This is a genomic window from Acinetobacter sp. S-1 (genome assembly GCF_059579785.1).
The window spans coordinates 451287-476716 of sequence record NZ_CM184207.1 but is presented as its reverse complement, the minus strand read 5'-3'; the positions used below and the strand labels follow the sequence as shown (position 1 = coordinate 476716).

The window sequence follows — 25430 nt, the reverse complement described above, 5'->3', positions numbered from 1 at the left end:
ATTAAAATAATAAAAAACAGGCACAAAAAAACCGCTATAAATAGCGGTTAATTCTTCAAGTGGTGCGCTCAGAGAGATTCGAACTCCCGACCCCTTAGTTCGTAGCCAAGTGCTCTATCCAGCTGAGCTATGAGCGCGTACTTGATGTTGCGCATTATACGCATTTTTTAAGGCTTAGGAAGCCTTTTTTCATCTTTCTGTCATCAAACGTCTAGTTCTTAGCCATCACTCTAGTTTACATAGCTTTGTAGCTAAAGTTATTGAAACTTTGCTCACCAAAGATGTATCTGAAATATTTTTTTTCAAATAAGTTTTATAGAATTTTTGAAGCTTTTTGCCATCTATCTAGAACATAAAGGCTACTGTTTTAGTCAACATTATATAAATAATATATTTCTGGTTGAACCTAACCATTATAAGACTGTTTGAAATTTGACTAAGATAATGCCTCAAATAAGTGAAAATATGATTAAAAAAATAGTTAGTTAAAATTATATAATATAAAAATTATTATTATTTTTATGTCTAAATTAAATAAATTATTATTTCTTTAAATATTATTTAATAACAAAAAATGTGACTAAAAATACACATTGACAGCTTTTGAGATCTAACCAATACTAAATCGCAATTATTGAGATACACATCTCATTAATTATAAAGCGCAATAAATAATACTTACTTAAAAATACAAAATTATATAGGAAATAGACCAACATGTTCTTACTAACAAACCTCGTATCTTCGATATCAAAAATTACTCAAGATTTGGGTAATATTGTATCGGTGAACACTACTGTAACTGGTAGTTCTTCTATTGAAGGCCAGATATCAACTTCTGGTTTACTTTCAGATACTCTATCTACAGTAACAAATACTCTTACAACAACCACAACAGGCCTTGTTTCTGATGCCGTTGGTACTGTTACTGGCAGTATCGGTTCTACAAGTCCTGTAGACACAGTAACTAATATTATTGGCGGAGTAACTGGCGGTATTGATCTTGGAACTTCTCCAATTGCTCCAGTTATTGACGTTGTTCAAGGTGGTATCGACATTCTTCAGGGTGTTGAAAGCCTAAAAACTGAAATCATCAACACAGGTATCGACACTGTTGCTGATACTATCATTGGTGTTCTTCCTCAAACTGAACACCCTGTTTCTGAAATTGCTGATCTTGGCACTCTAACTTTCGAAACTTCTCGTGACACAGTAAATGGCACGCTTGAAGTCATTTCCGATCTAGTGGGTGGAGACATTCAAGGCGCAACTGAGTCTGCTACTGGTGTCGTTGAAACATTAATCACTAATGGTACAACTGCGACAGGTATTGTTACTGACGTTGTCGGAAGCATTACAGATGTCGTTGGTGGTGTAACTGGTGGCGTTGATGGCAACCCGCTTGAAGTAATTACTGACATCATCGGTGGCGTAACTGGTGGCGTTGACGGTAACCCGCTTGAAGTAATTACTGACATTATCGGTGGTGTAACTGGTGGTGTTGACGGTAATCCGCTTGAAGTAATTACTGATATTATCGGCGGCGTAACTGGCGGTATCGGTGATGGCACATCTCCAATCGCTCCAGTGATTGATGTCGTTCAAGGCGGTATTGATATTCTACAAGGTGTAGAGAGCCTAAAAACTGAGATCATCAATACTGGTATCGACACTGTTGCTGATACTATTATTGGTATTCTTCCACAAACTGAATATCCTGTTTCAGACCTAGCAGATCTTGGCACTTTAACTTTCGAAACTTCTCGTGACACAGTAAACGGTGCACTTGAAGTTGTTTCTGATTTAGTTGGTGGTGATATCCAAGGTGCTACTGAATCTGCTACCGGTATTCTCGATACGCTGATTACAAATGGCACAACTGCTACTGGAATTATTAATAACATTATCGGCGGTGCAACAAGTGGTGATAGCCCACTTGGCGTGGTAACCGACATTATTGGTGGTGTAACTGGCGGTGTTAGTGGTAATCCTCTTGAAGTCGTGACTGACATTATCGGCGGTGTAACTGGTGGTGTTGACGGTAACCCGCTTGAAGTAATTACTGACATTATTGGCGGTGTAACTGGTGGTATCGGTGATGGAACCTCTCCAATCTCTCCAGTGATTGATGTTGTTCAAGGCGGTATTGATATCCTTCAGGGCGTAGAAAGCTTAAAAACTGAAATTATCAACACTGGCATTGATACAGTTGCAGATACAATTATCAGCATTCTTCCACAAGCAGAACATCCTGTTTCTGAACTTGCAGACCTCGGCACATTAACTTTCGAAACTTCTCGTGACACAGTAAATGGCACGCTTGAAGTCATTTCTGATCTAGTGGGTGGAGACATTCAAGGTGCTACTGAATCTGCTACCGGTATTCTCGATACGCTAATTACAAATGGCACAACTGCTACTGGCTTAGTAACAGAAATCATTGGTGGATTGACAGGAACTATTGGTGGGGTTACTGGTGGAGATAGCTCACTAGGCTTAGTCACTGATTTACTTGGCGGTTTAACTGGTAGCGTAGATGGTGATAGTCCTCTTGGCTTAGTGACCGACCTTCTAGGCGGCTTAACTGGTGGCGTTACTGGCGGTACAGACAACCCTATCGGCATCGTAACAGATATCGTGGGTAGCTTAACGGGCGGTGTGACTGGTGAAGGCGGATTAGATGTTATTTCTAATTTACTAGGTGGATTAACTGGTGGTAGCTTACTCGGTGGTGTAACTTCGACAGTATCAAGCGTAACTAATACAACGCATACTATCGTACCTACATCATTACTTACCGATAACTTCTTAGAAAACTCTTTCAATACTGTTTAATATAAGTCATTAAAATAAAGCCACTTATTACAAGTGGCTTTATTTATTAATATATCTTTAAATATTAATTCACTTCTTCCCATCTATAATATTTCTTATGCGCTAGCTCTAACATTGCATAATCATTAGGTGTATCACCATAAGCATAAATTGTAGAATACTGAGTTAAATCATATTTGTTTTTTATTCTATTTACTTTTTCTAAATAACCACAATCACCATTAATAAAATCACCTGTCAAAATACCATCACGTATTTCAAGTTGATTACATATAACGTCTAAATCTAAAGATTGACACCAGCTTTCTAAATAAACACCTAATGATGCAGATACAACAACAATCCGATCACCTTGTTGTTTATGCCAAAGAATACGCTCCAAAGCATTTTGACGCACACAGGTAGGAAGGACATTTTTAGCAAACTCTTGCCCCATATATTTTAGGGAGTCCGCATTATAGCCCACGTATCCCAGCTGACAGAGTTTAGTTCGAATGGTTTTATCGGTTACCCATCCAAGCTTATAACCCGCTATATAAGGTGCAAGTCGAATACCACCTAGTATTTGAGTTTTTTTATTTAAAGAAAATTTAAGGAATAGACTGAATGTATCGTTATGAGTGATCGTGCCGTCAAAGTCAAATAAAGCTAAGTTCATTTATGATTATCTCTAATATAATTAAAAAGTTATAAATTTAGATTTTTTTAAAGTACTAAAAAATAGGCACAAAAAAACCGCTATAAAAGCGGTTAATTCTTCAAGTTGGTGCGCTCAGAGAGATTCGAACTCCCGACCCCTTAGTTCGTAGCCAAGTGCTCTATCCAGCTGAGCTATGAGCGCGTAACTTGTGTGCCTTTCAGCGATTCGTTCTATTTTACTTGGTGCGCTCAGAGAGATTCGAACTCCCGACCCCTTAGTTCGTAGCCAAGTGCTCTATCCAGCTGAGCTATGAGCGCATTAAGTAAATGGCGGTGAGAGAGGGATTCGAACCCTCGATACCAGTAATAGGTATGCTTCCTTAGCAGGGAAGTGATTTCAGCCACTCATCCACCTCACCGGAACGAGCCGCCATAATACAAACTAAAACCCTATTGTTCAAGTCATCATAGTGAAATTTTCTTGTTTTTTAGTTCAATGAATTATTTTTTAAGCAATTTTCTCATTATTTTCGTCTTTTTCGATCAAACGCTTGTTAAGATAGATATTATTTCTTCATCAAAATACTGTAGTGCATAACACATTATTGCAAACCTAAACGTGCAGTTCGGGTCTGCATGACTTATGCTAAACTTATCTGCCAAGCGTGAAACCAAACGACATGACAAAAAACTGGGCTGACCCCGAAGCGAAAGCTGAAGCTGAACGTTATGACAATCCTATTCCAAGCCGTACTCTTATTTTAGATACATTGGAACAATTGCAGACACCGCAATCTCATGCAGAACTTGTCGATCATTTTAATATTCATGACCAAAAAAGTATTGAAGCACTCAGTCATCGCTTAAGTGCTATGGTTCGTGACGGTCAAATCATGAAAGACGGGTTTAAATTTCAGTTGGTGGCAGATCAACCGACCTATGAAGCAACTGTTTATATCAATAGTAAAGGTTTAGGCACAGCACATATTGATGGTCAAAGTGACCTTTTACTTCCTGAACGTGAATTACGTTTAGTCTTTAACGGTGACCGAGTTAGAGTGCGACAGACTTCAGTTGATCGTAAAGGCAAACCTTGGGGATTTATCACAGAAGTTTTACAACATCGTGTTAAACAATTAATTGGTAAATTGTCGGTTCATGATGGCGAATATTTTATTCAGCCCAACAATCCAAATCAGCACCAGCCTATTCCTTTAGAAAAAGAACTGGTAACGCATGCTGAAGCAAATGTTGGCGATATGCTACGTGTCGCAATAGATAGTTATCCGACTCGTGAAGAATTTGCGACGGCGCATATTATTCAATCTATGGCCGACAAAGCTGATACAGAAATTATTATTCCGCAGACTATTCTTGAGTTTGGCTTACCTTACGAATTTCCAGATGAAGTTATAAAAGAAGCTGAAAGCTTTAAAGAACCATCTGCTCAAGACCGTGAAGGCCGCATTGATTTACGAGATTTAGCATTAGTTACGATCGATGGTGAAGATGCTCGAGATTTTGATGATGCGGTTTATGCTGAAAAACGTCCAGGTGGCGGTTATCGTGTAGTTGTCGCAATTGCTGATGTTAGCCATTATGTACGCTTAGACTCAGCCCTCAATGAAGAAGCTGAGGAACGTGGTACTTCGGTATACTTCCCGCATTTCGTATTACCGATGCTACCAGAGGCATTGTCAAATGGCTTATGCTCTCTAAACCCTCATGTAGACCGTTTATGTATGGTCTGTGACTTGAAACTCTCTCGTACAGGCCGTGTAACTGGTTACGATTTTTATCCATCAGTGATGCATTCAAAAGCGCGTTTGACCTATACACAGGTAGCACAATATTTTGACGGCGCAACAGATGCGATTCCAAAAGACCGTGATGTTCATAAATCGTTAAATACGCTTTTCCAGCTTTATCAGATTTTGAAAAATTTACGTGCTGATCGTCATGCAATGGAATTTGAAACCATTGAAACTTACATGACTTTTGATGAGCTAGGCGGGATTAAAGAAATTTTGCCACGTACACGTAATGAAGCACATAAACTTATTGAAGAGTGCATGTTACTTGCTAACGTTGCTGCGGCTGAATATGCATTAGAACATGATGTTCCAATGTTGTATCGCGTGCATGAAGCTCCAGAGTTCTCACGTATTCAGAAAGTAAAAGACTTTGTTAAATTACTGGGTCTACCCTTCCCTGACCAACCAACTCAAGCAGACTATCAAAGAGTAATTGAAGCAACCAAAGATCGCATTGATGCATCAAGTATTCATGCCGTCTTATTACGTTCAATGATGCAAGCTTATTATGGCGCTAAAAATGCAGGGCACTATGGTTTGGCTTATGAAGCTTATACGCATTTCACTTCGCCAATTCGCCGTTACCCAGACCTATTGTTACACCGTGCCATTAAAGCACACTTGAAACAAAAGCCTTACCCACTCTCTGGTGCTGCACTAGATGATGCAGGTGAACATTTCTCTCAAACAGAGCGCCGTGCTGATGAAGCTTCTCGTAGCGTAACAACTTGGTTGAAATGTCACTACATGCAGCAGCATCTAGGTGATGAATTCATTGGTATTGTAAGTGCGGTGACCGAATTTGGTTTATTCGTGACACTGAAAGATTTATATGTCGATGGTATGATTCATATTAGCCAACTCGGCGATGACTTCTTTATTTATGACCAAGCGAGTCAAAATCTAGTAGGTCAAAATCGTGGTCAAGTCTTTGGTTTGGGCGATGAAGTTAAAATTCAGGTCGCTGGTGTCAATCTGGAAGAACGTAAAATTGACTTCCAGCTCATTAAGCAAGTTACCCATGCAGGCCGAGTAGTTCGTAGCCGTGCGCCGCGTACGACTAAAACTACTACGCAGGCGACTGAAGAAGTTTTCAGTAAACCAACTGTCAGTAGTGATGGTGAGCGACCTGTTCACAAAAAGAAAGAAAAAAGTAAGCCAAGTTCTTACACCAAAAAATCTGGTAAGAAAACCTCAGCAAAAGCCGAGACTAAATCAGAAAAGGTGAAGAAAAAATCTAAGCCTAAAAAGAAAAAGTCGAATGCAAAATCAAAGGCTGAATAGTGAGTAAATAATTATCACACTTCAGAAATAAGTCTCCAATTGGAGGCTTATTTCTTTTTAAAAGGGTTATTTTACACATTAAGCTTGATTTCCGACTTGAGAGGACCTACATCTAATACCATGTTTAAAAAATAATGTGGCTATTAGCAATGACTTTACAGCAAGCGACTTTACCAACTCCGCGTTTTGACCAAATTGAATTAGAAAATTTAAAACAAGACATTCAACAAGCAATCCAAGCAGGTCAGGAATTTTTAAATACTCTTACGGCTGCACCTACAGATGTAGCTCAGCAACTTTCTGTACTTGAGCAAGTCGATACACTTGAAAATAATCTAAGTGAATCATGGGGTGTTTTATCGCATTTAAACGCGGTAATGAGCAATGCAGAAACGAGAGAAGTCTATCAATCTTTATTACCAGCATTAAGTGAATATTACACTCAGCTTGGTCAACACACGGCGCTTTATCAAACCTATCAACACATCCATGATGGTCAAGGTTATACATCTCTTAGCCCAGCCCAACAAAGTGCTATTCGTTTAGCTTTACGAGACTTTAAACTTTCAGGTGTAGCCTTAGAGGGTGAAGAGAAAAAACGTTATGCAGAGATTTCTGCGCGTCTTTCACAGCTTTCTTCTGATTTTTCAAACCACGTACTTGATGCAACACAAGCTTACTTTAAACCACTTACCGAAGATCAGCTAAAAGGTCTTCCAGCAAGTAATATTGAGTTATTAAAACAGTACGGCAAACAACGTGAACTTGACCAAGCTGTAGCAACCCTAGATTTCCCAGCATATTTTGCAATTATGACTTATGCAGATGACCGTGCATTGCGAGAAGAGCTTTATAGAGCTTATGTGACTCGAGCATCTGATCAGTCTGAACCAACTGAGTTTGATAACAGCAAAATTATGGAAGAAATTTTGAGCCTTCGTCAGGAAATGGCGAAACTACTTGGTTTCAATAACTATGCTGAATATTCTCTGGCAAGTAAAATGGCACCAGACGTAAAAACAGTACATGAGTTTTTGGTTGACCTAGCAGAGCATGCGCGCGCTCCTGCGCTTCAAGAAGTTGCCGAACTTCAAGATATTGCTAAACAAGATGGTGTGGATGAGCTTAAACCTTGGGATACAACTTACTATTCTGAAAAGCTGAAACAGCAACAATTCAACCTATCTCAAGAAGCTTTAAAACCTTATTTCCCTGCACCTAAAGTTGTTCAGGGATTATTCCAGATTGTGCAGCGCCTATACGGTATTAATATTATCGAAAGACAAGCACCTGTCTGGCATCCAGATGCACGTTATTTTGAATTAGAAGACCAAGGTCAAGTGATTGGTGGCTTCTTTTTTGACATCTATGCACGTACAGGTAAACGTGGTGGCGCATGGATGAACGGCTTCCGCTCGCGCATGCAAACACTTCATGGCTTACAAAAACCAATTTGCTATATGGTGTGTAACTTTACTCCTCCAGTAGGTGACCAACCTGCTTTATTGACTCATGACGAAGTGATTACTTTGTTCCATGAGTTCGGACATGGTTTACATCATATGTTGACCGAAGTAGATAATATCTCGGTTGCAGGAACTCATGGTGTTGCTTGGGATGCAGTAGAATTACCAAGCCAGTTTATGGAATTCTGGTCATGGGATAAAGAAAGCCTAGATGTATTAAGTGAACACATCGATAGTAAACAGACTTTGCCACAAGAATTACTAGATGCTTTATTAAATGCTCGATTCTTCCAATCTGGTATGCAAACTTTACGTCAGCTTGAATTTGCATTATTTGACTTGACCATTCATACCAAGACACCTGCCCTGAACAGTGAGCAAATTCAGCAAACCTTAAACGATATTCGTAAGCATTATGCGGTCGTTCCTACTGTCGACTACAACCGTTTCCAACATAGTTTTAGTCATATTTTTGCGGGCGGTTATGCCGCAGGTTATTACTCTTACAAATGGGCAGAAGTCTTAGCGAGCGATGCATTTGATCGTTTTGAAAATGAAGGCATTTTTAACACTCAAACGGGTAAAGAATTCCGTCAGGCAATTCTAGCTGTGGGTGGAAAAGACACTGCGCTTGAGGCATTTGTTAATTTCCGTGGACGCGAGCCTAAAATTGACGCATTGTTACGTCATCAAGGTTGGACGAATGACAACAAAACCGCTTAAACTATGGGCCTAAATTGATCGTGTGGTTAGGGTGATAAAGATGAAAAAACGTTTCATTGCTGGGGCAAAATGTCCAAAATGTGAAGCCATGGATCGGATTATCATGCTAACCACCGCAGAAGACGAATGGATTGAATGTATCGAATGCGGTTATAGCGAAAATCGTCCGACTCATGTTGATGAGCCTGAAACACCTGCTGAACCGGATGAAATTGGGGTAATACAGTTCAAGCCACGTCGTCCCGACTAAAGGTCTTAAACATGCCACTACAAAGAAAACAAAACTCAAAATTATTATGGATTTTAATTGGGGGCTTAAGCATTCTCGTAGTGCTTTTTTTTGCAGCGCAATGGTTTTTTAAAAAAACCGAGTCGTCAGCACCACTGGTTGATCCACAACCTGTCTCGACTCCTGCTCCTACTAAACCGAAATCGGCTGAGCCATTACCAAGTTCTGAACCCTTAGCTGAAAATGCAAGCTCTCAGCAACTTGTTAGTGAAAATGTACTTAAAGAGCCTGTCCCTGCCCAAGAGTCTTTAGCAAAAGAAGAAGTATCTAAACTTGAAGATATTCATCGCCAGCTAAAAGATCAGGAAGCCACCTTAAAAGCTCAGCATGCAGATGCGGATCAACTAACTAAACTCAAAGAAGAACAAGTTAAATTGCTTGAAGCTCAGCTTAAACAGCAATAGTTTTTCAATGAACTCTTAAAAAAAGCTAAAGCTGTACATCTTTAGCTTTTTTTCAAATTTAAATAATTCTAATCATCTTGTTCTAGATTTACTTAATCTATTTATTAAAAAAGCCCTCCATTTAGGAAGGCTTTTTTGTATAACCAATACTTTGATTTAAGTTATTTATACCAATCGAATAACTTAAATACGTATGGCACATAAGTCACTAATACCAATGATGAGAACAAGACAATAATTGGTAGCAACCAGCGCTCATAACGGAAGTAGAAGCTTGTATATTTCTCTTTCGCTTCAGCATCAGCAGCGTTCACTTCATCATCTCCGACGGACAACCGCGTAAGTAGATGATTCAAGGCAACTGGTGGTGTTACGTAGCCAAATTCGAATGCAACCAACACAATCATCCAGAAATGAATTGGATGAATACCATTTTCGTATGCCACAGGTGCAATGGTTGCAGCAACTAAAATTACAGCACCAAATGGATCTGTACACATACCAATAATGGCAAGTAATAGCGCAATACATGCAAGTGAAATGTAAATACTGCCCAAATGAGTCGGTAATAATTCGACTACTTCAGAGCGTTCAATTAAACCACCTACACTTGCGGACAATGCCATCAAGATAATTAAAGCACCGATATGGCCTACAGTTTCTGAGGTCGCAAAACGAAGTGCTCCACCAAAACCGAGACGGTATTGAGAGCTATGCGGATCATGTGCACGAAGAAATGGTGATTTTTGTTCGTGTTCACGAACAATCGCTTCATGAATATTGATTGCAGGTGCTTCTTTTGTTGCAACTAATTTGTCATACAAGATCATTGCGATCAGGACTAATGGCAAAATTACTGGTGCAGTAAATTCATTCATTCCTGTATCTAGTGCATATTTATAGATCGCAAGAACAACAGCAGTGATCAGAATGTATGGAATTACGGGTACAAAGGCACGCATCATGCCCGGAATCGCAACTTTTGGTGAATTCACACGGAATTTTTCTTCAGCCAAAAGTAGTGAAACGCCCAAGAAAATAAATGCAGTTAACCAAAATACATAAATACCATGCCCAAACAGCTCATCCGACGTAACATGACGGCTATCAAGCATTGCAATTAAAACGACCAGTAGACATGGACGTACAACTACCCCTAAAGAACCTGACATGGCAGACACAGCCAAAGCATATTGACGGCGAGCACCCGCATTCCAGACTTCTTTATAAATAATTGCACCTGCTGCGATAACGAAAATGCCTGATGCACCTGTATAGGCTGTGGGTACAGCAGCAGCAATTAGAATTAACCAAGTTAAGGTTTCTGGCGCCAAGTTCCATGGACGAAGCACATTAAGGAACAAGTCCATAACGCGTGTTTGAGTTAAAAGCATACCTGCCCAAATAAACAAGGCAAGGTTTAAGAAGATACCCGAGAACTCAACCAATAAACCAAGGTAAATCCCTTGCCCCATTGGATAATCCATAAAGAATGTAAATACAATACCTGTAATTAGGGCCATGTAAGCGTATAAAGGCACCGATAATAAGGCTAAGCCTATATTCCCGCCTTCACGCTTTGGTGGAGGTGAAACAAATAATTGATACAAACTAATTAAAGTCAGAACAACAAATAGAATCATCCAGATCCAGTAAATCGTTACTGTTTCATAGGTAGGTGTTACCCCAGAATTTATGACTGAACGATACTGACTAATGACAGAGGTACTAAGCAGCGCATTACCAATCAACATAAATAGGGAATACACTTTGTAATCTATTTTTGTTGCTGGGTTACGCAAGCCAATATGGTGATATTTCAACGATGCAGTAATCGCAGAAATCAGAACCATAAAGACCAGTAAAATGGCACGGTTTTCTGTACCAAATTTAAAAATACCAAAGAAACCAGTCTCGATAGCACGGTAAGTACGTACCCCTGGGTTAGCTTCGATATATTTAATAGTTTTATCATATGCCTGATATTTTTCATCACATTGTTGCTGCGCTGCGAGTAGTGATGCACGGACATCACTTTCCGATGCTGCACCAAAGAAACTCGCGAAATCATCAGACGCATTCGCTTTCATTTGTTCTTTTACTTGAGCCTCGATATTTGGATGTCGATCACAAGTTGGCTTTTCAGGCTCAGCACGCAAAAAAGAATATTGCATACCTGTAGCAGGGTCGCCATAAAGACGTTCCCCGATACGTAATAATTGTCCGTGGATCATTTCCCCGGTACCAATAATTAGCGTCATTAATAGCAGAATGAGGATGACGAATGTTGAGATCCATTCGTTCCAGATATAACCCAGCAGACCTAATCCAGATCTTTTTTCTTGATGTTCTTGCATAAATATTCCAATTTTGTTCTCTCAAGTCCCTAAAAATTAAAGAATTGAGTCATGCAATTTTTCTTGGTCAGGGGTTAAATCCATCCCCCTTCTACCAATCCCTTTATTCAACGATCAAATTTGCATCAAACTTTGTTAATAAAGAATGACTAAAATCTCTTTTTTAACAGTTTGTATTGTCAATGTTTCTTTTTTAATCTCTGGAAAAGCCAATAGCATCCTCCAAAGATTGCGCCACCAATTGCTCCATATAGGTGAGCTTCAGTTAAAACTGGACTCCCTATTAACTGAGCGGTTCCTGTTTGCCCAAAAGTGTTTTCCCATATAAGTTTGGCAATAATTAACCCTAAAACCAGCAAAGCAAAATTTCGCTCTTTACGATATTGCAGATAGACTAAAGCAACCGCTGTATATAGCCCATGTAAGGCACCAGACAAGCCTGCATAAGCTTCGATATAAGGTAAATAAAAGTAGAACACCAAACTAATAAAGGGTGGCAATAGTAAAAGTAGACTTAGAAGATGCCATGCTTTTGTATGTGGAAAGATAAAGGGTAAACAGGCGAATGCCATCATATTTAAAAGGAAATGAACCCATCCAACGTGTACCCAATGAGCAGTCCATAAACGCCAGAATTCGCCAAGTAAACTTTCGCGCCAATAAATAAAAGTATCAGGAAACACCTGTAGACAAGCAGATATGGAAATGCACACTGCGACCAAAAGCACTTTACTATTCAGTACATGATCCTTCATGGCACACTCCTTGAAATTAAACTTCTTACGATTATTGTAGAACTTAACAATAGACTCGCAAGAAGTTAGCCTTTCAAATATTCTTTACTGCGCTGCTGGTGGAGCAGATGAATCAGCAGGAACTTCTGAAGCGGCTCCCCCATCAAACAACTCATCTAGCTCTGCTGCACCTTCATTCTTATCATCCCAGAAATGAGACATACCATCATCTCCGGTACGTACACCAGTATGTTCAGTCCAGTAACGGTCAGAGATACCACGTACAATAAGGCCAGCCATACTATCAATTAACTTAAAGTTAGGATTGACAGGTTTGTCATCAGCTTGAGACGCTGCATAAGATCTTAATGCATCACGGATTTTTGCATCATCACCGCTTGCTTGAGCAGCTACGGCATATAAGGCATGAGATAAGCGAACACCTTTTTTCTCACCAATCTGAATTGACTGTTTTAAAGTTTGGTATGGATCAGGTTTCCCTTCATCAGCACCTGGCAATAAAGTCCAGATAACAGCACGCGTTGCGTTAGGTGCGCCCCAGAATTTTTCATTATCTAGACAAACCATGCCACGCTCTACAATAGCAGCAATATCTTTAGGAACATTGACTGCGCCGCCTGAGTTAATATCGTTGGTCACAGCCTGAAGACCACTGATCATGCCAAGCAAATAAACGGTTTGATCAGTATCATTACGCATCGTTGGGCAAGAGTCACCTAAGTGATATTTATATTTAGATTCCCAACGATCAGCAAATAACTTATAGCCTGTATACTGACGTTCAGCTGCAATTGCTGCCCAACGCTTCTGTGCAATACGTGCATCTTGGGCTTCTGTCACTTGACCTGCTTTTGAAGCACGTAAATAACGCAGTTCTTGTTCTAAAGCTTGATTTTCCGCACATACACCTGATGCTGCATACATTAATACTGCAACACGTGTCGGATCTGCACCCATCCCTTTAGTAGACATGATTGCAGGTGTTAACGCACTACCGGTATTACATACCATTTCAGCATCTTGCATTGCCAAAATAGGTGGAACGACGTGCTTTTCCGTAAAACCTAGAGCAACATTTGCTCCGGTTTTCACGACGTATGAACAACCTGATAAAACTGAAGCTGCAAGAAAACTCACCGCCAAACCTTGGCTTATTTTTTGGACTTTAGACATCTTCCTGTCCTCTATGTAATTTGTTTTTTCCTTTTCAGATGTACATTAGCAGATGCATATCTTGAATAAAAGAGTAATTACTCTAATTGTAGCGCTTATACTTTGACACACTTCACAGCAGATAAAATTGACAGTTTTTCGAGGAAACAGAAATTTTAGGCAAAAAAAAGTAGCATTGCGACGGTTCAGCACATGCTACTTATTAACTGGGATAAGCTTTTAACGGCTTATATTATTTTTGTTCTATATAATCCTTAAGTAAAGTTCCTGCTCTTCCTACTACTACAGCCATAACAACTGCAATTAACAGAAACATCCACATTGAAATCTCCATGAGAGACCTCCTTACTACAATCGCACCCAGTTATAAACTGGACACTTGATGAAATTAATCGATTAACCAATTTTAATAATTGACTGATCGACGACCTTGCATCCTCTGTCTCTTAACCTTGTTAAAACTAACTTTGTTAAGATGTTCCCTGAGTAAAGTTCCTGCTCTTCCTATCACCACTGCCAGAATTATGGCAATGACCAAGAACGACCATGTTGGCATCTCCATTTTGAGACCTCCGACACACTTTACGTTGGTGTTTGTACTTTAACCGATCAAATAGCTACCCATAGGTGAAATTGTCAGACAATTGTCTTTCCTTGGCTTTTTTCTATATTCTAATTAGACAATCCGAAGTTTAATGAAGAAAAAAATTATTAAGTTTTTGTTTTTTATGGTTTTTAAATAAATATACAATTGTAGAATTGTCGAACAATTAATAGAGTTTTTCTAAAACTTTTAATCTTTTCCACTGCTGAATAGGAAGCTGATCGAACCAAACAATAGCTATATTCGTAGGAGTCTCTTCAAAATAAATAACTACAAATAGCTGATAATCAATTATTTTAGTAATTTCTGCACGGTAAATTTCTTTTTCCGAGAAATATGCAACCGACCATAATTTTTGATCTAAATATTCAATTTGAGATATTTGTACTTGCTTTAAAAAGAAAATAAAACCAATAAATAGAAGAATGACAGCGCATAGCCACCACATGGGTGTTAATAATTGATAAAGCAGAATTGCTAAACCCAAACCAACAAAAAGCTGAAATACTACCGAGACACGACTATATTTCAGCTCAAAATTTAATTCTTTTATCAAAACAGTTTAGCCATGCACATACTGTTTTAGTTTATAAATAAATTCACGTAACTCAGTACGTGGAGGTTCAGAAACTTCCATGAACCAATCTAATAAATCTGGATCTTCTTGATCGACTAACTCTGCAAATAATGCTTTTTCTGCCGGATCAGCTTTTAAATAATAGTTTTTTACATACGGGTCAAAATAGACGTCAATTTCTTTTAAGCCGCGGCGTGCTCGATAAATTACTTTACGTTCTTCCAAGGTCATTTCGTCAGACATTTACGTCCCCATCTGTGTTGATAGTGCGCCTAGTTTACCTGATCACATCCTAAAGATCGCTAAAAATATCAAATTGACCAAATTTATCATCTTATCCGCATAATTGAGCATTCATCACATTGTAGGGCATGAAATGCTTACGTATGTTTAGGGCATAACATCACACCTGAACCAAGGAAGAAATACAAATGCAATCTGGTGCCATCCGTCCTATTCCAAATATGTTACCAAGACAATTATTCAATGAAGAACACGAAGCCTTCCGTGAGACAGTGCGTAAATTCTATGAAAAGGAAGTCGTTCCCAATATAGAAAAATATGAAAAACAGCAACATGTTGACCGAGATCTTTGGAATAAAGCTGGAGAATTAGGTCTTCTTTGCACCACAATGCCAGAGGAATATGGTGGCTCTGGGGTAGATCGCCTATACAGTATGATTCTTATAGAAGAACAAGCATATGCGATGGACTCAAGTACTGGTTTTTCTCTACATTCCGATATTGTTGCTAATTACGTTAATAATTTTGGTAATGAAGAGCAAAAACAAAAATGGTTACCCAAAATGGCAACTGGAGAAGTTGTTACTGCTATTGCAATGACGGAACCAGGCACTGGTTCAGATTTACAAGCGGTAAGAACAACCGCCGTACTTGATGGTGATGAATATGTCATTAATGGCTCTAAAATTTTTATTACGAATGGCTACTTATGCGACATGGCCGTAGTCGTTTGTAAGACTGGCAATAGTGATAAAGGTTCGGCGAACTTATCCTTAATTATTGTAGAAGCAGATCGTGCTGGTTTTAGTAAAGGTAAACCTCTAAACAAAATTGGTATGAAAGGCCAAGATACCTGCGAATTATTCTTTGATAATGTTCGCGTTCCTAAAGAAAACCTTTTAGGCATGGAAGGTATGGGCTTTATCATGCTCATGAAAGAATTAGCATGGGAACGAATGTTAGTTGCTATTATTTGTCAGGCAGGTGCTGAAGCAGCATTTGCACATACTGTTCAATATACAAAAGATCGAAAAGCATTTGGTAAACCTATTGGTGCATTTCAAAATACACGTTTTAAACTTGCTGAACTTAGAACAGAAATCGATTTCTGCCGGACATATTTAGATCGTTGTATGGAATTACAACTTGAAGAAAAATTAAGTGTAGAAGCTGCAGCTGCTGCTAAATATAAAATTTCTGATATGTTCTCGAAGATTGTAGATGAGTGCCTTCAATTGCATGGTGGTTATGGCTATATGCTTGAATATCCAATTGCACGTGCATACATTGATCATCGAGCAAATCGAATTTATGCAGGTACAAATGAAATCATGAAAGAATTAATTTCAAGAACACTTTAATAGTTTCATAAGAAAAGGGGCATTACGCCCCTTTTCTTATTTAATACGACTTAAGATACTAATTTTGGTTTACGCTCATTCGCTTCAGAACGCTTATGGAAATGAAGAATGCCATCTTCAAATTTTGCATTTTTCAAAGATTTTCTATCTTCTAAATAGTTATTAGTCACCTGCCATGGAGCACGCTTACCTTGTTTAGGAAGTTCATGTGCTGCACGGTTAATATAACCTGAAGATAGTTTACCCATTACAGTATCTTCTTCCATCACAGTCTTATCACCCGATGGAATCACTTCATCATAACTATTTTTGTCCATATAGTTTAATAAGCGACAAATATATTCGGCAGCGATATCTACTTTGAGTGTCCATGAGGCATTCACATAGCCAATAATCATAGCCATATTCGGCACATCACTTAGCATTATGCCGTTATAAAGCATATGTTCAGATGAGTTGATTGGTTTCCCATCAAGAGTCGCTTGGACTCCACCCATAATCTGAACCTGTAATCCTGTTGCAGAAACAACGATATCAGCATCAAGATGTTTGCCAGATTTAAGTAAAATACCTTTTTCAGTAAATTTCTCGATCTGATCAGTTTCTACACTTGCTTTGCCTTCACGTAAAATCTTAAACAAGTCCCCATCTGGCACTACACATAAACGTTGATCCCAAGGATTGTATGAAGGTGTAAAATGCTTCATATCAACCTTACCTTTAAGCTGCACTTCAATTGCTTTTAAAAGTAAACGACGTACAGTTTTAGGATGTTTCTGAGACAACGCATAAATAGCGCGCTGCATACCAATGTTGCGGGCACGGGTAAATTTATAAGCTGCCTCTTCAGACATAAATTTACGCGTTTTTTCATAGATGAAATCGATAGAAGGAACGCTAGCAATATAGGTTGGTGAACGTTGCAACATGGTCACATGACCTGCCCCACCTTTAGCCATTGCTGGTACTAAAGTAATCGCTGTTGCACCACTACCAATAATAACCACCTTCTTACCTGTGTAATCTAAGTTTTCAGGCCAATGCTGTGGATGAATGAGTTGCCCTTTAAATGCTTCTTGATTTGGGAAAGAAGGCGCATAACCCTGATCATAATTATAGTAACCTGTACAACCTACAACAAAGTTGGCAATCCAAGTCTGCTGTTTTTTATTGCTATCTTCGACTACAACCTGCCATTTTTTTGAAGCCGAATCATAATTAGCAGAAAGTACGCGATGACCAAAATGAATTTTTTCTTTTAATTTAAATTCATTAATTACTTCACCTAAATATCCTTTAATAGAAGCACCATCAGCTAATACATTCGCTTTACACCATGGCTTAAAGTTGAAACCAAAAGTAGACATATCTGAATCTGAACGGATACCAGGATAACGGAAAAGATCCCATGTTCCACCAAAAGACTCACGACGTTCTAAAATCTCGAATTGTCTTTGAGGTGAATTTTTTGACAAATGGGCAGCGATTCCGATTCCTGAAATACCTGCGCCAATGATTAAAATATCAACTTGCTTTTCCATTTTATTTTTATACCCATTGTTGAGAATATAAGTTTATTAAAACACAATTTTGACAATACACAATGTCAAGTTTGACCGTTTATCTGCTTTTTTATGTCACTTGAGGACATTTTTATAATTTATTTTGTGACTAGAAATAAAAAAGACCGGTATAAAACCGGTCTTTTTTGAATAAAATCAATTATTCAGCTGAAGTGTTTACTTCACGATCTACAAGCTCAACGTAAGCCATCGGTGCTGCATCACCAGCACGGAAGCCCGCTTTAAGAACACGTAGATAACCGCCGTTACGTTCTTTGTAACGAGGGCCGAGTACGGTAAATAATTTACCAACAGTTGCAGCATTACGAGTACGAGCAAATGCTAAACGACGATTTGCTACAGTATCGTTTTTTGCTAGAGTGATTAAAGGCTCAGCAACACGACGTAATTCTTTAGCTTTAGGCACAGTTGTTTTGATCAACTCGTGTTCAAATAAAGAATTAGCCAAGTTTTGGAACATCGCTTTACGATGGCTGCTTGTACGGCCTAATTTCACACCACTATTACGATGACGCATGGTGATAGTCCTACTTAATTAACGGCTACGATAGGCAAAACGGTCGTCCATACGAAGACTAGCTGGTGGCCAGTTTTCAAGACGCATACCGAGTTGTAAGCCTTTCGATGCCAAAACATCTTTGATCTCTGTTAACGATTTTTTACCAAGGTTAGGAGTTTTTAATAACTCAACTTCAGTACGTTGAACAAGATCACCAATGTAGTAAATATTTTCTGCTTTCAAACAGTTAGCAGAACGAACAGTAAGCTCTAGATCATCTACTGGGCGAAGCAAGATTGGGTCAACTTCTTCACGAGGCTCTTGAGCAACTGGAGTTTGGTCTTTCTGAAGATCAACAAAAATTGCAATTTGTTGTTGCAGAATTGTTGCCGCTTTACGGATTGCTTCTTCAGGATCAACCGTTCCATTTGTTTCGAGGTCGATTACCAGTTTATCTAAATCGGTACGTTGTTCTACACGCGCATTTTCAACGGTGTAAGAAACACGCTTAATCGGACTATAAGAAGCATCTAATTGCAAACGACCAACAGGACGTGTTTCACCTTCAGGGAAACGAGAATCAGATGTTTCATAACCGCGACCTTGAGCAACTTTCAAGCGCATTTTTAATGAGCCTGAAGCACTTAAAGTACCGATTAAATGTTCTGGGTTAACCACTTCAACATTATGAGGTAAACGAAGGTCAGCAGCAGTAATATCGCCAGGACCTTGTTTTTCTAATGTTAAATATGCTTCATTTTGATCGAACAGCTTAATAGACAATCCTTTTAGGTTCAGCAAGAGCTCGACGATGTCCTGCTGCAAGCCTTCTAAAGTACTGTACTCGTGCTCGACACCTTCTATTTCTACTTCAACCACAGCAGCGCCAGGTAAAGAAGACAATAGAATGCGACGTAAAGCATTACCTAGAGTGTGGCCAAAACCACGCTCTAAAGGTTCTAGAATCACTTTTGCCGAGGTCCCGCTTACCGCTTCGACCTTGATCGCTTGCGGAGTTAGAAACTCGTTTGCAGTACGCGTCATTATTGCTACCTCAAGGATTATTTAGAATACAATTCTACAATCAAGCTTTCGTTGATTTCAGCAGGTAAATCAGAACGATCTGGTGCAGCTTTAAACGTACCTTCAAGCTTAGAATGATCAACTTCGATCCAAGCTGGAATACCACGTTGTGCAGCTAACTCAATCGCGTTTTTAATACGCAATTGTTGTTTAGCACCTTCGTGAACCGCAATTACATCACCAGCTTTAACTTGAATAGATGCGATGTTTACACGACGACCATTCAAAGTAATGCTACGGTGACTTACTAACTGACGAGCTTCTGCACGTGTAGAACCAAAACCCATGCGATAAACAACGTTATCAAGACGGCTTTCAAGCAATTTCAACAAGTTCTCACCTGTTGCGCCTTTAACACGAGCTGCTTCTTTATAGTAGTTACTAAATTGACGTTCTAACACACCGTAAATACGACGGACTTTTTGTTTTTCACGTAATTGTAGTGAATACTCAGATTGCTTACCACCGCGTGCCTGACCATGTTGACCAGGTGCTTTGTTAGCTTTTTTAGTTTTGACGTCAAATGGTTTAACGCCAGATTTAAGTTGCAGGTCTGTCCCTTCGCGGCGAGAGAGTTTGCATTTTGGACCAATATAACGAGCCATGAATGTTTCTCCTTACACGCGACGTTTTTTAGGTGGACGGCAACCGTTGTGAGGAATTGGAGTCACATCGGTAATGCTGTTAATCTTATAACCCACTGCGCCTAATGCACGAACCGCAGACTCACGACCTGGACCAGGACCTTTTACAAGAACATCCAGATTTTTCAAACCGTAATCTAAAGCTGCTTTACCAGCAACTTCAGCAGCTACCTGAGCAGCAAACGGAGTTGATTTACGTGAACCACGGAAGCCTTGTCCACCTGAGGTGGCCCAAGCCAATGCATTACCTTGACGATCAGTAATCGTAACAATGGTGTTATTAAAAGACGCGTGAATGTGTGCAACACCTTCAGAGACGGTACGAGTGACCTTCTTGCGTGTGCGAGTATCTTTAGCCATCTTTTAGCTTCCAGAAATCTTACTTTTTAATCGGTTTGCGCGGACCTTTACGGGTACGTGCGTTAGTTTTGGTGCGTTGACCACGGACAGGCAAGCTGCGACGATGGCGAAGGCCGCGGTAGCAACCCAAATCCATTAAACGTTTAATGTTCATGGAAATTTCGCGACGTAAGTCACCTTCGGTAGGAACCTTAGCAACTTCTGCACGAATCGCATCAAGCTGAGCATCGTCCAACTCACGGATCTTAGTAGTTTCAGTAATACCAACTGTAGCTAAGATATTCTTAGCAGTGTGGCGACCGATACCAAAGATGTAAGTGAGGGAGATAACAGCATGCTTGTTATCCGGAATGTTTACACCGGCAATACGAGCCATTCACTTTCTCCAAAAAGGCAGTAGAGATAATCAACCGCCCCACAAAAATCTTGAGGGGCGGATATTAACCCAATTCGCCTACTGAAATCAACAGGTCTTGATTAGATTAACCTTGACGCTGCTTATGACGAGGTTCTGCGCTACAAATTACGCGAATAACCCCATTACGACGGATAACTTTACAGCTACCACAAATTTTCTTTACAGAAGCTTGTACTTTCATGATGAAACCTCTAAGTGCGCTTATCCCTTAGGATGAGCAGTCGTTTTTCTCATTAATGTTTGATTATCATATTGATGAGATGTTAAATGCGCTTGTAGCTGAGCCATAAAGTCCATAACCACGACAACTACGATCAATAATGAGGTACCACCCAAATAGAATGGAATCCCAAAAGAGCTTTGTAGAATCATTGGCATTAAACAAATGACCGTAATATAAATCGCACCAATAAACGTCAAACGATTAAGAATATGATCTAAGTAACGAGCAGTTTGCTCACCTGGGCGAATACCAGGCACATAAGCTCCGCTGCGTTTTAGATTTTCTGATACTTCCTTAGGGCTAAATACTAAAGCCGTATAAAAGTAACAGAAAAAGATAATTAACGCACCAAAGAGCACCAAATACAAAGGCTGTCCAGGCGACAATACTAAAGCTAAATCTTGTAAGCTGCTTTTAATAAAACCAGCATTTGGATCTGCACTTCCCACCCATTGACCAAGACTTGCTGGGAACAAGAGTAAAGAACTTGCAAAAATCGCAGGAATAACACCAGCCATATTAATTTTTAATGGCAAATGCGTCTGCTGTGCTGTAAATATACGACGCCCTTGTTGCTTTTGCGCATAGTTTACTGGAATGCGACGTTGTGCTTTTTCAATAAACACAATAGCTGCCAATACACCTAAAGACAAAAGACCAAAAATTACAAGACCAATTAAACTTGTCTGACCATTATCTACAGAAGAAACTGATTGCATAATTAGTTTAGGCAAACCAGCAACAATACCTGCAAAAATAATCATTGAGATACCGTTACCAATACCTCTTTCAGTGATTTGCTCACCTAGCCACATTAAGAACATAGTTCCAGCGACAAGTGAAGTTACTGCTGGGATATAAAACGCAAGACCAACTGACAGAGTAATACCCTGACCAATCAAACCTGCGCACATACCAACTGCTTGAACCACTGCAAGCAACAATGTGCCCTGACGCGTATACTGATTAATTTTACGCTTACCTTGCTCACCTTCCTTTTTCAAGGCTTCAAGTGATGGAATTACAGTAGACATTAACTGCACAATAATTGACGCAGAAATGTACGGCATAATCCCTAAAGCAAGAATAGACATTCGCTCTAAAGCACCGCCAGAAAACATATTGAATAGCCCAAGAATAGTTCCTTGGTTCGCATGAAATAAATTTTCTAACGCAGCATTATTAATGCCTGGTACTGGAATATGCGCTCCTAGTCGAAAGACCAGCAATGCACCGATTAGAAAACTCATCCGGCGAATAATTTCACGGTATTTCACATGAAATGGCTGACCTTTCATCATGTTGACATGACCTGAAGAACTAGGAGACATAGACACTCGAGATTACTCCTCGACTTTACCGCCAGCTGCTTCAATCGCAGCTTTAGCGCCTTTAGTCAATGCAACACCTTGAACAGTGAATGCACGAGTGATTTCACCAGAAAGTACGATACGAGCACGAATTTGGTCACGACGAACAACATTCGCAGCTTTCAAAGTTTCTAGGCTAACGATGTCGCCTTCAACTTTGCTTAACTCAGATAAACGTACTTCAGCAGTTTTTAAAGCGATTTGGCTAGTGAAACCGAATTTAGGTAAACGACGATAAATCGCAGTTTGACCGCCTTCAAAGCCTGGACGAACGCCACCACTTTTACGTGATTTTTGACCTTTGACACCACGGCCACCAGTCTTACCAACGCCAGAACCGATACCACGGCCTAAACGACGGTGTTCACGTTTTGCACCTTCTGCAGGCGCAAGTTCATTTAAACGCAGAGTCATGGCTTATTCCTCTACACTAACCATATAGTAGACTTTGTTGATCATACCGCGGTTAGAAGGCGTATCTTGCACTTCTACAGTATGACCAATACGACGCAGACCTAAACCTTGTAAGCAAAGCTTGTGATTTTTCAAGCGATGTGAAGAAGATTTAGTCTGGGTAACTTTAATCGTTTTCATGATTGATTACCCTTGAATTTCTTCTACTGATTTACCACGTTTCGCAGCGACTTTCTCAGGAGAAGTCATATCACGCAAACCTTTGAAAGTTGCGTTTACTACGTTTGCAGCATTAGTAGAACCATAACATTTAGCAAGTACGTTATGTACACCTGCAGCTTCTAGAACGGCACGCATAGCGCCACCAGCGATTACGCCAGTACCTTCAGAAGCAGGTTGCATATATACACGGCTTGCACCATGACGAGCATTCACAGGGTGTTGTAAAGTAGTACCTGCAAGGTCTACAGTAATCATGTTGCGACGTGCAGCTTCAAGTGCTTTAGAAATAGCAGCTGGAACTTCACGAGCTTTACCACGACCAAAACCAACACGACCATTACCATCACCCACAACAGTTAATGCTGTGAAAGAGAAGATACGACCACCCTTAACAACTTTGGCTACACGATCAACGGCAACCAGCTTTTCAACAAGACCTTCGTTTTGTTCAACTTTAGCCATGATTAGAACTCCAAGCCGTTTTCACGAGCAGCATCAGCCAAGGCTTTGATACGACCATGATATTTAAAACCAGAACGGTCAAATGCAACTTTAGTTACACCAGCTGCTTTCGCACGCTCTGCGATTAAAGCGCCTACTTTAGTAGCCGCGTCTACATTACCTGTAGTACCGCTACGTAAAGATGCATCCAAAGTTGAAGCTTGCGCTAAAACTTTGCCACCATCTGCTGAAATAACTTGAGCATAGATGTGACGCGGAGTGCGGTTTACACACAAACGAGTCGCACCCAATGCACGAATGTGCAAGCGTGTGCTTTTCGCACGACGCAAACGGGATTGTTTCTTTTCGTTCATAAGAACCTCGCGCCTTATTTCTTCTTAGCTTCTTTACGAAGAATGACTTCATCCGAATAACGAACACCTTTACCTTTATATGGTTCAGGAGAACGATATGCACGGATTTCTGCCGCTACTTGACCTAACAACTGCTTGTTTGCTGATTTCAAAATGATTTCAGTAGCAGTTGGAGTTTCCGCTGTTACACCTTCAGGTAAAGCGTAGTCAATTGGGTGTGAAAAACCAAGGTTAAGGTTTACAACAGTACCTTTAACCGCAGCTTTATAACCAACACCAACTAGCTGCAACTTACGTTCGAAGCCTTCACTAACCCCTTTAACAAGGTTATTCAATACAGCGCGAGCAGTACCAGCTTGCATCCAAGCATCTTTCGATTCTTTAACTGGAGCAAGTTGAAGTTTACCTTCTTCCTGTTTTAGCTCGACCAGCGCATGCAGGTTGAAAGACAATGTACCTTTGCTGCCTTTCACTTCGACCTGCCGGCCGTTCTGAGTAACTGCTACACCATTAGGTACAGTTACTGGGGCTTTAGCCACACGAGACATGAGGAATCACCTATTAAGAAACAAAAGCAATAACTTCACCACCAACGCCCGCAGCACGTGCAGCGCGATCAGTCATGATGCCTTTGCTTGTAGAAACAATTGCAATACCTAAACCTTGCTTAACGCTTGGAAGTTTATCTTTACCACGGTATTGGCGAAGACCTGGACGGCTTACGCGTTTAACCATTTCGATAACTGGTTTGCCTTCGAAATATTTTAAAGTAATTGTCAAAGTAGATTTTGTCTCTTCTTGAGCAACTTCTACATTTGAAATATAACCTTCTTGTTGAAGTACGTTTGCAATTGCAACTTTCAACTTAGAAGAAGGCATAGAAACAGTTTGTTTCTTAGCCATTTGTGCGTTACGAACACGTGTTAGCATGTCGGCAACGGTATCTTGCATACTCATTTAGTCGCTCCTTACCAGCTTGCCTTAACAACGCCTGGTACATCACCCTGCATTACTGTGTCACGTAATTTGTTACGGCTTAAACCGAACTTACGGAAGTAACCATGAGGACGACCAGTTAAACCACAACGGTTACGAAGACGTACCGGAGATGCATTACGTGGCAATGCTTGTAACTTTAACATCGCTTCGAAACGCTCTTCTTCACTTGCATTTACGTTTGCAATCGTAGCTTTTAATTCAGCACGTTTTGCAGCGTATTTAGCAACTGTTTTTTCGCGTTTCAATTCGCGATTAATCATACCTTTCTTAGCCATA

Annotated in this window: 28 protein-coding genes and 4 tRNA genes; 6 read left to right on the top strand and 26 right to left on the bottom strand. The window is 39.9% G+C overall.

What is annotated here, in order from left to right; translation table 11 throughout:
• Positions 1–60: 60 nt before the first annotated feature.
• A tRNA-Arg gene (locus tag AC52J8_RS02350) sits at positions 61–137 on the bottom strand.
• Positions 138–225: 88 nt separating this feature from the next.
• Positions 226–345, bottom strand: coding sequence for a hypothetical protein (locus AC52J8_RS02345; RefSeq protein ID WP_227504977.1), 120 nt, complete (start codon positions 343–345; stop codon positions 226–228).
• Between the two features lie 372 nt (positions 346–717).
• Between AC52J8_RS02345 and AC52J8_RS02340 the strand changes: the two genes are divergently transcribed.
• Complete coding sequence (locus AC52J8_RS02340; protein ID WP_197738963.1) at positions 718–2835, top strand: beta strand repeat-containing protein; 2118 nt, start codon at positions 718–720, stop codon at positions 2833–2835.
• A 64-nt stretch (positions 2836–2899) separates the two neighbouring features.
• Here AC52J8_RS02340 and AC52J8_RS02335 read toward each other — a convergent pair whose 3' ends face one another.
• The 4 genes from AC52J8_RS02335 to AC52J8_RS02320 all read right to left on the bottom strand — a co-directional run bounded on the left by AC52J8_RS02335 (position 2900) and on the right by AC52J8_RS02320 (position 3893).
• On the bottom strand, positions 2900–3493 hold the full coding sequence (locus tag AC52J8_RS02335; RefSeq protein ID WP_086399952.1) for an HAD-IB family hydrolase: 594 nt from the start codon (positions 3491–3493) through the stop codon (positions 2900–2902).
• A gap of 106 nt (positions 3494–3599) precedes the next feature.
• Positions 3600–3676, bottom strand: a tRNA-Arg gene (locus AC52J8_RS02330).
• A 39-nt stretch (positions 3677–3715) separates the two neighbouring features.
• A tRNA-Arg gene (locus AC52J8_RS02325) sits at positions 3716–3792 on the bottom strand.
• A gap of 10 nt (positions 3793–3802) precedes the next feature.
• Positions 3803–3893 (bottom strand) — tRNA-Ser (locus AC52J8_RS02320).
• A gap of 261 nt (positions 3894–4154) precedes the next feature.
• Here AC52J8_RS02320 and rnr point away from each other — a divergent pair.
• The 4 genes from rnr (at position 4155) to AC52J8_RS02300 (ending at position 9454) form a co-directional block, all read left to right on the top strand.
• Entirely contained in the window at positions 4155–6572 is a 2418-nt protein-coding gene (rnr, locus tag AC52J8_RS02315) for a ribonuclease R (protein WP_197738962.1), read from the top strand.
• Positions 6573–6706: 134 nt separating this feature from the next.
• A complete protein-coding gene (locus AC52J8_RS02310) occupies positions 6707–8761 on the top strand; it encodes a M3 family metallopeptidase (protein WP_086399323.1) in 2055 nt (684 codons plus the stop codon).
• A 40-nt stretch (positions 8762–8801) separates the two neighbouring features.
• Positions 8802–9011, top strand: coding sequence for a YheV family putative zinc ribbon protein (locus tag AC52J8_RS02305; protein WP_002117042.1), 210 nt, complete (start codon positions 8802–8804; stop codon positions 9009–9011).
• A gap of 11 nt (positions 9012–9022) precedes the next feature.
• The gene (locus AC52J8_RS02300; protein WP_068613735.1) at positions 9023–9454 is read left to right on the top strand and encodes a hypothetical protein; all 432 of its coding nucleotides are present in this window, start codon (positions 9023–9025) and stop codon (positions 9452–9454) included.
• Between the two features lie 161 nt (positions 9455–9615).
• Here AC52J8_RS02300 and AC52J8_RS02295 read toward each other — a convergent pair whose 3' ends face one another.
• The 5 genes from AC52J8_RS02295 to AC52J8_RS02275 all read right to left on the bottom strand — a co-directional run bounded on the left by AC52J8_RS02295 (position 9616) and on the right by AC52J8_RS02275 (position 15163).
• Positions 9616–11811 (bottom strand): TRAP transporter large permease subunit, encoded by a 2196-nt coding sequence (locus AC52J8_RS02295; protein ID WP_017400431.1) that lies wholly within the window; start codon positions 11809–11811, stop codon positions 9616–9618.
• 179 nt (positions 11812–11990) lie between these two features.
• Positions 11991–12566, bottom strand: coding sequence for a rhombosortase (gene rrtA / locus AC52J8_RS02290; RefSeq protein WP_140157903.1), 576 nt, complete (start codon positions 12564–12566; stop codon positions 11991–11993).
• An 84-nt stretch (positions 12567–12650) separates the two neighbouring features.
• Entirely contained in the window at positions 12651–13739 is a 1089-nt protein-coding gene (locus tag AC52J8_RS02285; protein WP_014207738.1) for a hypothetical protein, read from the bottom strand.
• 770 nt (positions 13740–14509) lie between these two features.
• Positions 14510–14899 carry a hypothetical protein gene (locus AC52J8_RS02280; protein ID WP_086399324.1) on the bottom strand — a complete coding sequence of 130 codons (390 nt, stop codon included), beginning with the start codon at positions 14897–14899 and terminating at the stop codon, positions 14510–14512.
• Positions 14900–14905: 6 nt separating this feature from the next.
• The gene (locus AC52J8_RS02275; RefSeq protein ID WP_002117064.1) at positions 14906–15163 is read right to left on the bottom strand and encodes an FAD assembly factor SdhE; all 258 of its coding nucleotides are present in this window, start codon (positions 15161–15163) and stop codon (positions 14906–14908) included.
• 188 nt (positions 15164–15351) lie between these two features.
• Here AC52J8_RS02275 and AC52J8_RS02270 point away from each other — a divergent pair, with 188 nt between their 5' ends.
• On the top strand, positions 15352–16524 hold the full coding sequence (locus AC52J8_RS02270) for an acyl-CoA dehydrogenase family protein (protein WP_017386981.1): 1173 nt from the start codon (positions 15352–15354) through the stop codon (positions 16522–16524).
• A gap of 50 nt (positions 16525–16574) precedes the next feature.
• Here the strand turns inward: AC52J8_RS02270 and AC52J8_RS02265 are convergent, their stop codons facing one another.
• From AC52J8_RS02265 to rpsN, 15 genes are all read right to left on the bottom strand, one after another.
• On the bottom strand, positions 16575–18065 hold the full coding sequence (locus AC52J8_RS02265; protein ID WP_002116796.1) for a flavin-containing monooxygenase: 1491 nt from the start codon (positions 18063–18065) through the stop codon (positions 16575–16577).
• Between the two features lie 181 nt (positions 18066–18246).
• Entirely contained in the window at positions 18247–18624 is a 378-nt protein-coding gene (gene rplQ / locus AC52J8_RS02260; protein ID WP_002049717.1) for a 50S ribosomal protein L17, read from the bottom strand.
• Positions 18625–18642: 18 nt separating this feature from the next.
• A complete protein-coding gene (locus AC52J8_RS02255) occupies positions 18643–19650 on the bottom strand; it encodes a DNA-directed RNA polymerase subunit alpha (protein WP_002116730.1) in 1008 nt (335 codons plus the stop codon).
• Positions 19651–19667: 17 nt separating this feature from the next.
• Positions 19668–20294 (bottom strand): 30S ribosomal protein S4, encoded by a 627-nt coding sequence (gene rpsD / locus AC52J8_RS02250; protein ID WP_000135204.1) that lies wholly within the window; start codon positions 20292–20294, stop codon positions 19668–19670.
• Between the two features lie 12 nt (positions 20295–20306).
• Complete coding sequence (gene rpsK, locus AC52J8_RS02245; RefSeq protein WP_001040166.1) at positions 20307–20693, bottom strand: 30S ribosomal protein S11; 387 nt, start codon at positions 20691–20693, stop codon at positions 20307–20309.
• Between the two features lie 19 nt (positions 20694–20712).
• Complete coding sequence (gene rpsM / locus AC52J8_RS02240; protein WP_000090816.1) at positions 20713–21069, bottom strand: 30S ribosomal protein S13; 357 nt, start codon at positions 21067–21069, stop codon at positions 20713–20715.
• Between the two features lie 106 nt (positions 21070–21175).
• Positions 21176–21292, bottom strand: coding sequence for a 50S ribosomal protein L36 (rpmJ, locus tag AC52J8_RS02235; RefSeq protein WP_000867907.1), 117 nt, complete (start codon positions 21290–21292; stop codon positions 21176–21178).
• 20 nt (positions 21293–21312) lie between these two features.
• On the bottom strand, positions 21313–22632 hold the full coding sequence (gene secY / locus AC52J8_RS02230) for a preprotein translocase subunit SecY (RefSeq protein WP_014207743.1): 1320 nt from the start codon (positions 22630–22632) through the stop codon (positions 21313–21315).
• 45 nt (positions 22633–22677) lie between these two features.
• Entirely contained in the window at positions 22678–23118 is a 441-nt protein-coding gene (gene rplO / locus AC52J8_RS02225; RefSeq protein ID WP_002116985.1) for a 50S ribosomal protein L15, read from the bottom strand.
• A 3-nt stretch (positions 23119–23121) separates the two neighbouring features.
• On the bottom strand, positions 23122–23298 hold the full coding sequence (gene rpmD, locus AC52J8_RS02220) for a 50S ribosomal protein L30 (protein ID WP_000849088.1): 177 nt from the start codon (positions 23296–23298) through the stop codon (positions 23122–23124).
• Between the two features lie 6 nt (positions 23299–23304).
• Positions 23305–23802 carry a 30S ribosomal protein S5 gene (rpsE, locus tag AC52J8_RS02215; RefSeq protein ID WP_001141025.1) on the bottom strand — a complete coding sequence of 166 codons (498 nt, stop codon included), beginning with the start codon at positions 23800–23802 and terminating at the stop codon, positions 23305–23307.
• A 2-nt stretch (positions 23803–23804) separates the two neighbouring features.
• Positions 23805–24155 carry a 50S ribosomal protein L18 gene (gene rplR, locus AC52J8_RS02210; protein WP_002049741.1) on the bottom strand — a complete coding sequence of 117 codons (351 nt, stop codon included), beginning with the start codon at positions 24153–24155 and terminating at the stop codon, positions 23805–23807.
• 14 nt (positions 24156–24169) lie between these two features.
• Positions 24170–24703: a 50S ribosomal protein L6 gene (gene rplF, locus AC52J8_RS02205; protein ID WP_002116801.1), complete on the bottom strand. Its 534-nt coding sequence runs from the start codon at positions 24701–24703 to the stop codon at positions 24170–24172.
• 13 nt (positions 24704–24716) lie between these two features.
• Positions 24717–25112, bottom strand: coding sequence for a 30S ribosomal protein S8 (rpsH, locus tag AC52J8_RS02200; RefSeq protein WP_002049732.1), 396 nt, complete (start codon positions 25110–25112; stop codon positions 24717–24719).
• Positions 25113–25123: 11 nt separating this feature from the next.
• Positions 25124–25429, bottom strand: a complete 306-nt coding sequence (gene rpsN, locus AC52J8_RS02195) for a 30S ribosomal protein S14 (RefSeq protein ID WP_002049689.1) — start codon at positions 25427–25429, stop codon at positions 25124–25126.
• Position 25430 lies beyond the last annotated feature (1 nt).

What these genes read in the sequence shown, in the direction of transcription:
- AC52J8_RS02340 (WP_197738963.1), top strand. Translation starts at nt 718, where the DNA reads ATGTTCTTACTAACAAACCTCGTATCTTCGATATCAAAAATTACTCAA.
- AC52J8_RS02335 (WP_086399952.1), bottom strand. Translation starts at nt 3,493, where the DNA reads ATGAACTTAGCTTTATTTGACTTTGACGGCACGATCACTCATAACGAT.
- rnr (WP_197738962.1), top strand. Translation starts at nt 4,155, where the DNA reads ATGACAAAAAACTGGGCTGACCCCGAAGCGAAAGCTGAAGCTGAACGT.
- AC52J8_RS02310 (WP_086399323.1), top strand. Translation starts at nt 6,707, where the DNA reads ATGTGGCTATTAGCAATGACTTTACAGCAAGCGACTTTACCAACTCCG.
- AC52J8_RS02305 (WP_002117042.1), top strand. Translation starts at nt 8,802, where the DNA reads ATGAAAAAACGTTTCATTGCTGGGGCAAAATGTCCAAAATGTGAAGCC.
- AC52J8_RS02300 (WP_068613735.1), top strand. Translation starts at nt 9,023, where the DNA reads ATGCCACTACAAAGAAAACAAAACTCAAAATTATTATGGATTTTAATT.
- AC52J8_RS02295 (WP_017400431.1), bottom strand. Translation starts at nt 11,811, where the DNA reads ATGCAAGAACATCAAGAAAAAAGATCTGGATTAGGTCTGCTGGGTTAT.
- rrtA (WP_140157903.1), bottom strand. Translation starts at nt 12,566, where the DNA reads ATGAAGGATCATGTACTGAATAGTAAAGTGCTTTTGGTCGCAGTGTGC.
- AC52J8_RS02285 (WP_014207738.1), bottom strand. Translation starts at nt 13,739, where the DNA reads ATGTCTAAAGTCCAAAAAATAAGCCAAGGTTTGGCGGTGAGTTTTCTT.
- AC52J8_RS02275 (WP_002117064.1), bottom strand. Translation starts at nt 15,163, where the DNA reads ATGTCTGACGAAATGACCTTGGAAGAACGTAAAGTAATTTATCGAGCA.
- AC52J8_RS02270 (WP_017386981.1), top strand. Translation starts at nt 15,352, where the DNA reads ATGCAATCTGGTGCCATCCGTCCTATTCCAAATATGTTACCAAGACAA.
- AC52J8_RS02265 (WP_002116796.1), bottom strand. Translation starts at nt 18,065, where the DNA reads ATGGAAAAGCAAGTTGATATTTTAATCATTGGCGCAGGTATTTCAGGA.
- rplQ (WP_002049717.1), bottom strand. Translation starts at nt 18,624, where the DNA reads ATGCGTCATCGTAATAGTGGTGTGAAATTAGGCCGTACAAGCAGCCAT.
- AC52J8_RS02255 (WP_002116730.1), bottom strand. Translation starts at nt 19,650, where the DNA reads ATGACGCGTACTGCAAACGAGTTTCTAACTCCGCAAGCGATCAAGGTC.
- rpsD (WP_000135204.1), bottom strand. Translation starts at nt 20,294, where the DNA reads ATGGCTCGTTATATTGGTCCAAAATGCAAACTCTCTCGCCGCGAAGGG.
- rpsK (WP_001040166.1), bottom strand. Translation starts at nt 20,693, where the DNA reads ATGGCTAAAGATACTCGCACACGCAAGAAGGTCACTCGTACCGTCTCT.
- rpsM (WP_000090816.1), bottom strand. Translation starts at nt 21,069, where the DNA reads ATGGCTCGTATTGCCGGTGTAAACATTCCGGATAACAAGCATGCTGTT.
- rpmJ (WP_000867907.1), bottom strand. Translation starts at nt 21,292, where the DNA reads ATGAAAGTACAAGCTTCTGTAAAGAAAATTTGTGGTAGCTGTAAAGTT.
- secY (WP_014207743.1), bottom strand. Translation starts at nt 22,632, where the DNA reads ATGAAAGGTCAGCCATTTCATGTGAAATACCGTGAAATTATTCGCCGG.
- rplO (WP_002116985.1), bottom strand. Translation starts at nt 23,118, where the DNA reads ATGACTCTGCGTTTAAATGAACTTGCGCCTGCAGAAGGTGCAAAACGT.
- rpmD (WP_000849088.1), bottom strand. Translation starts at nt 23,298, where the DNA reads ATGAAAACGATTAAAGTTACCCAGACTAAATCTTCTTCACATCGCTTG.
- rpsE (WP_001141025.1), bottom strand. Translation starts at nt 23,802, where the DNA reads ATGGCTAAAGTTGAACAAAACGAAGGTCTTGTTGAAAAGCTGGTTGCC.
- rplR (WP_002049741.1), bottom strand. Translation starts at nt 24,155, where the DNA reads ATGAACGAAAAGAAACAATCCCGTTTGCGTCGTGCGAAAAGCACACGC.
- rplF (WP_002116801.1), bottom strand. Translation starts at nt 24,703, where the DNA reads ATGTCTCGTGTGGCTAAAGCCCCAGTAACTGTACCTAATGGTGTAGCA.
- rpsH (WP_002049732.1), bottom strand. Translation starts at nt 25,112, where the DNA reads ATGAGTATGCAAGATACCGTTGCCGACATGCTAACACGTGTTCGTAAC.
- rpsN (WP_002049689.1), bottom strand. Translation starts at nt 25,429, where the DNA reads ATGGCTAAGAAAGGTATGATTAATCGCGAATTGAAACGCGAAAAAACA.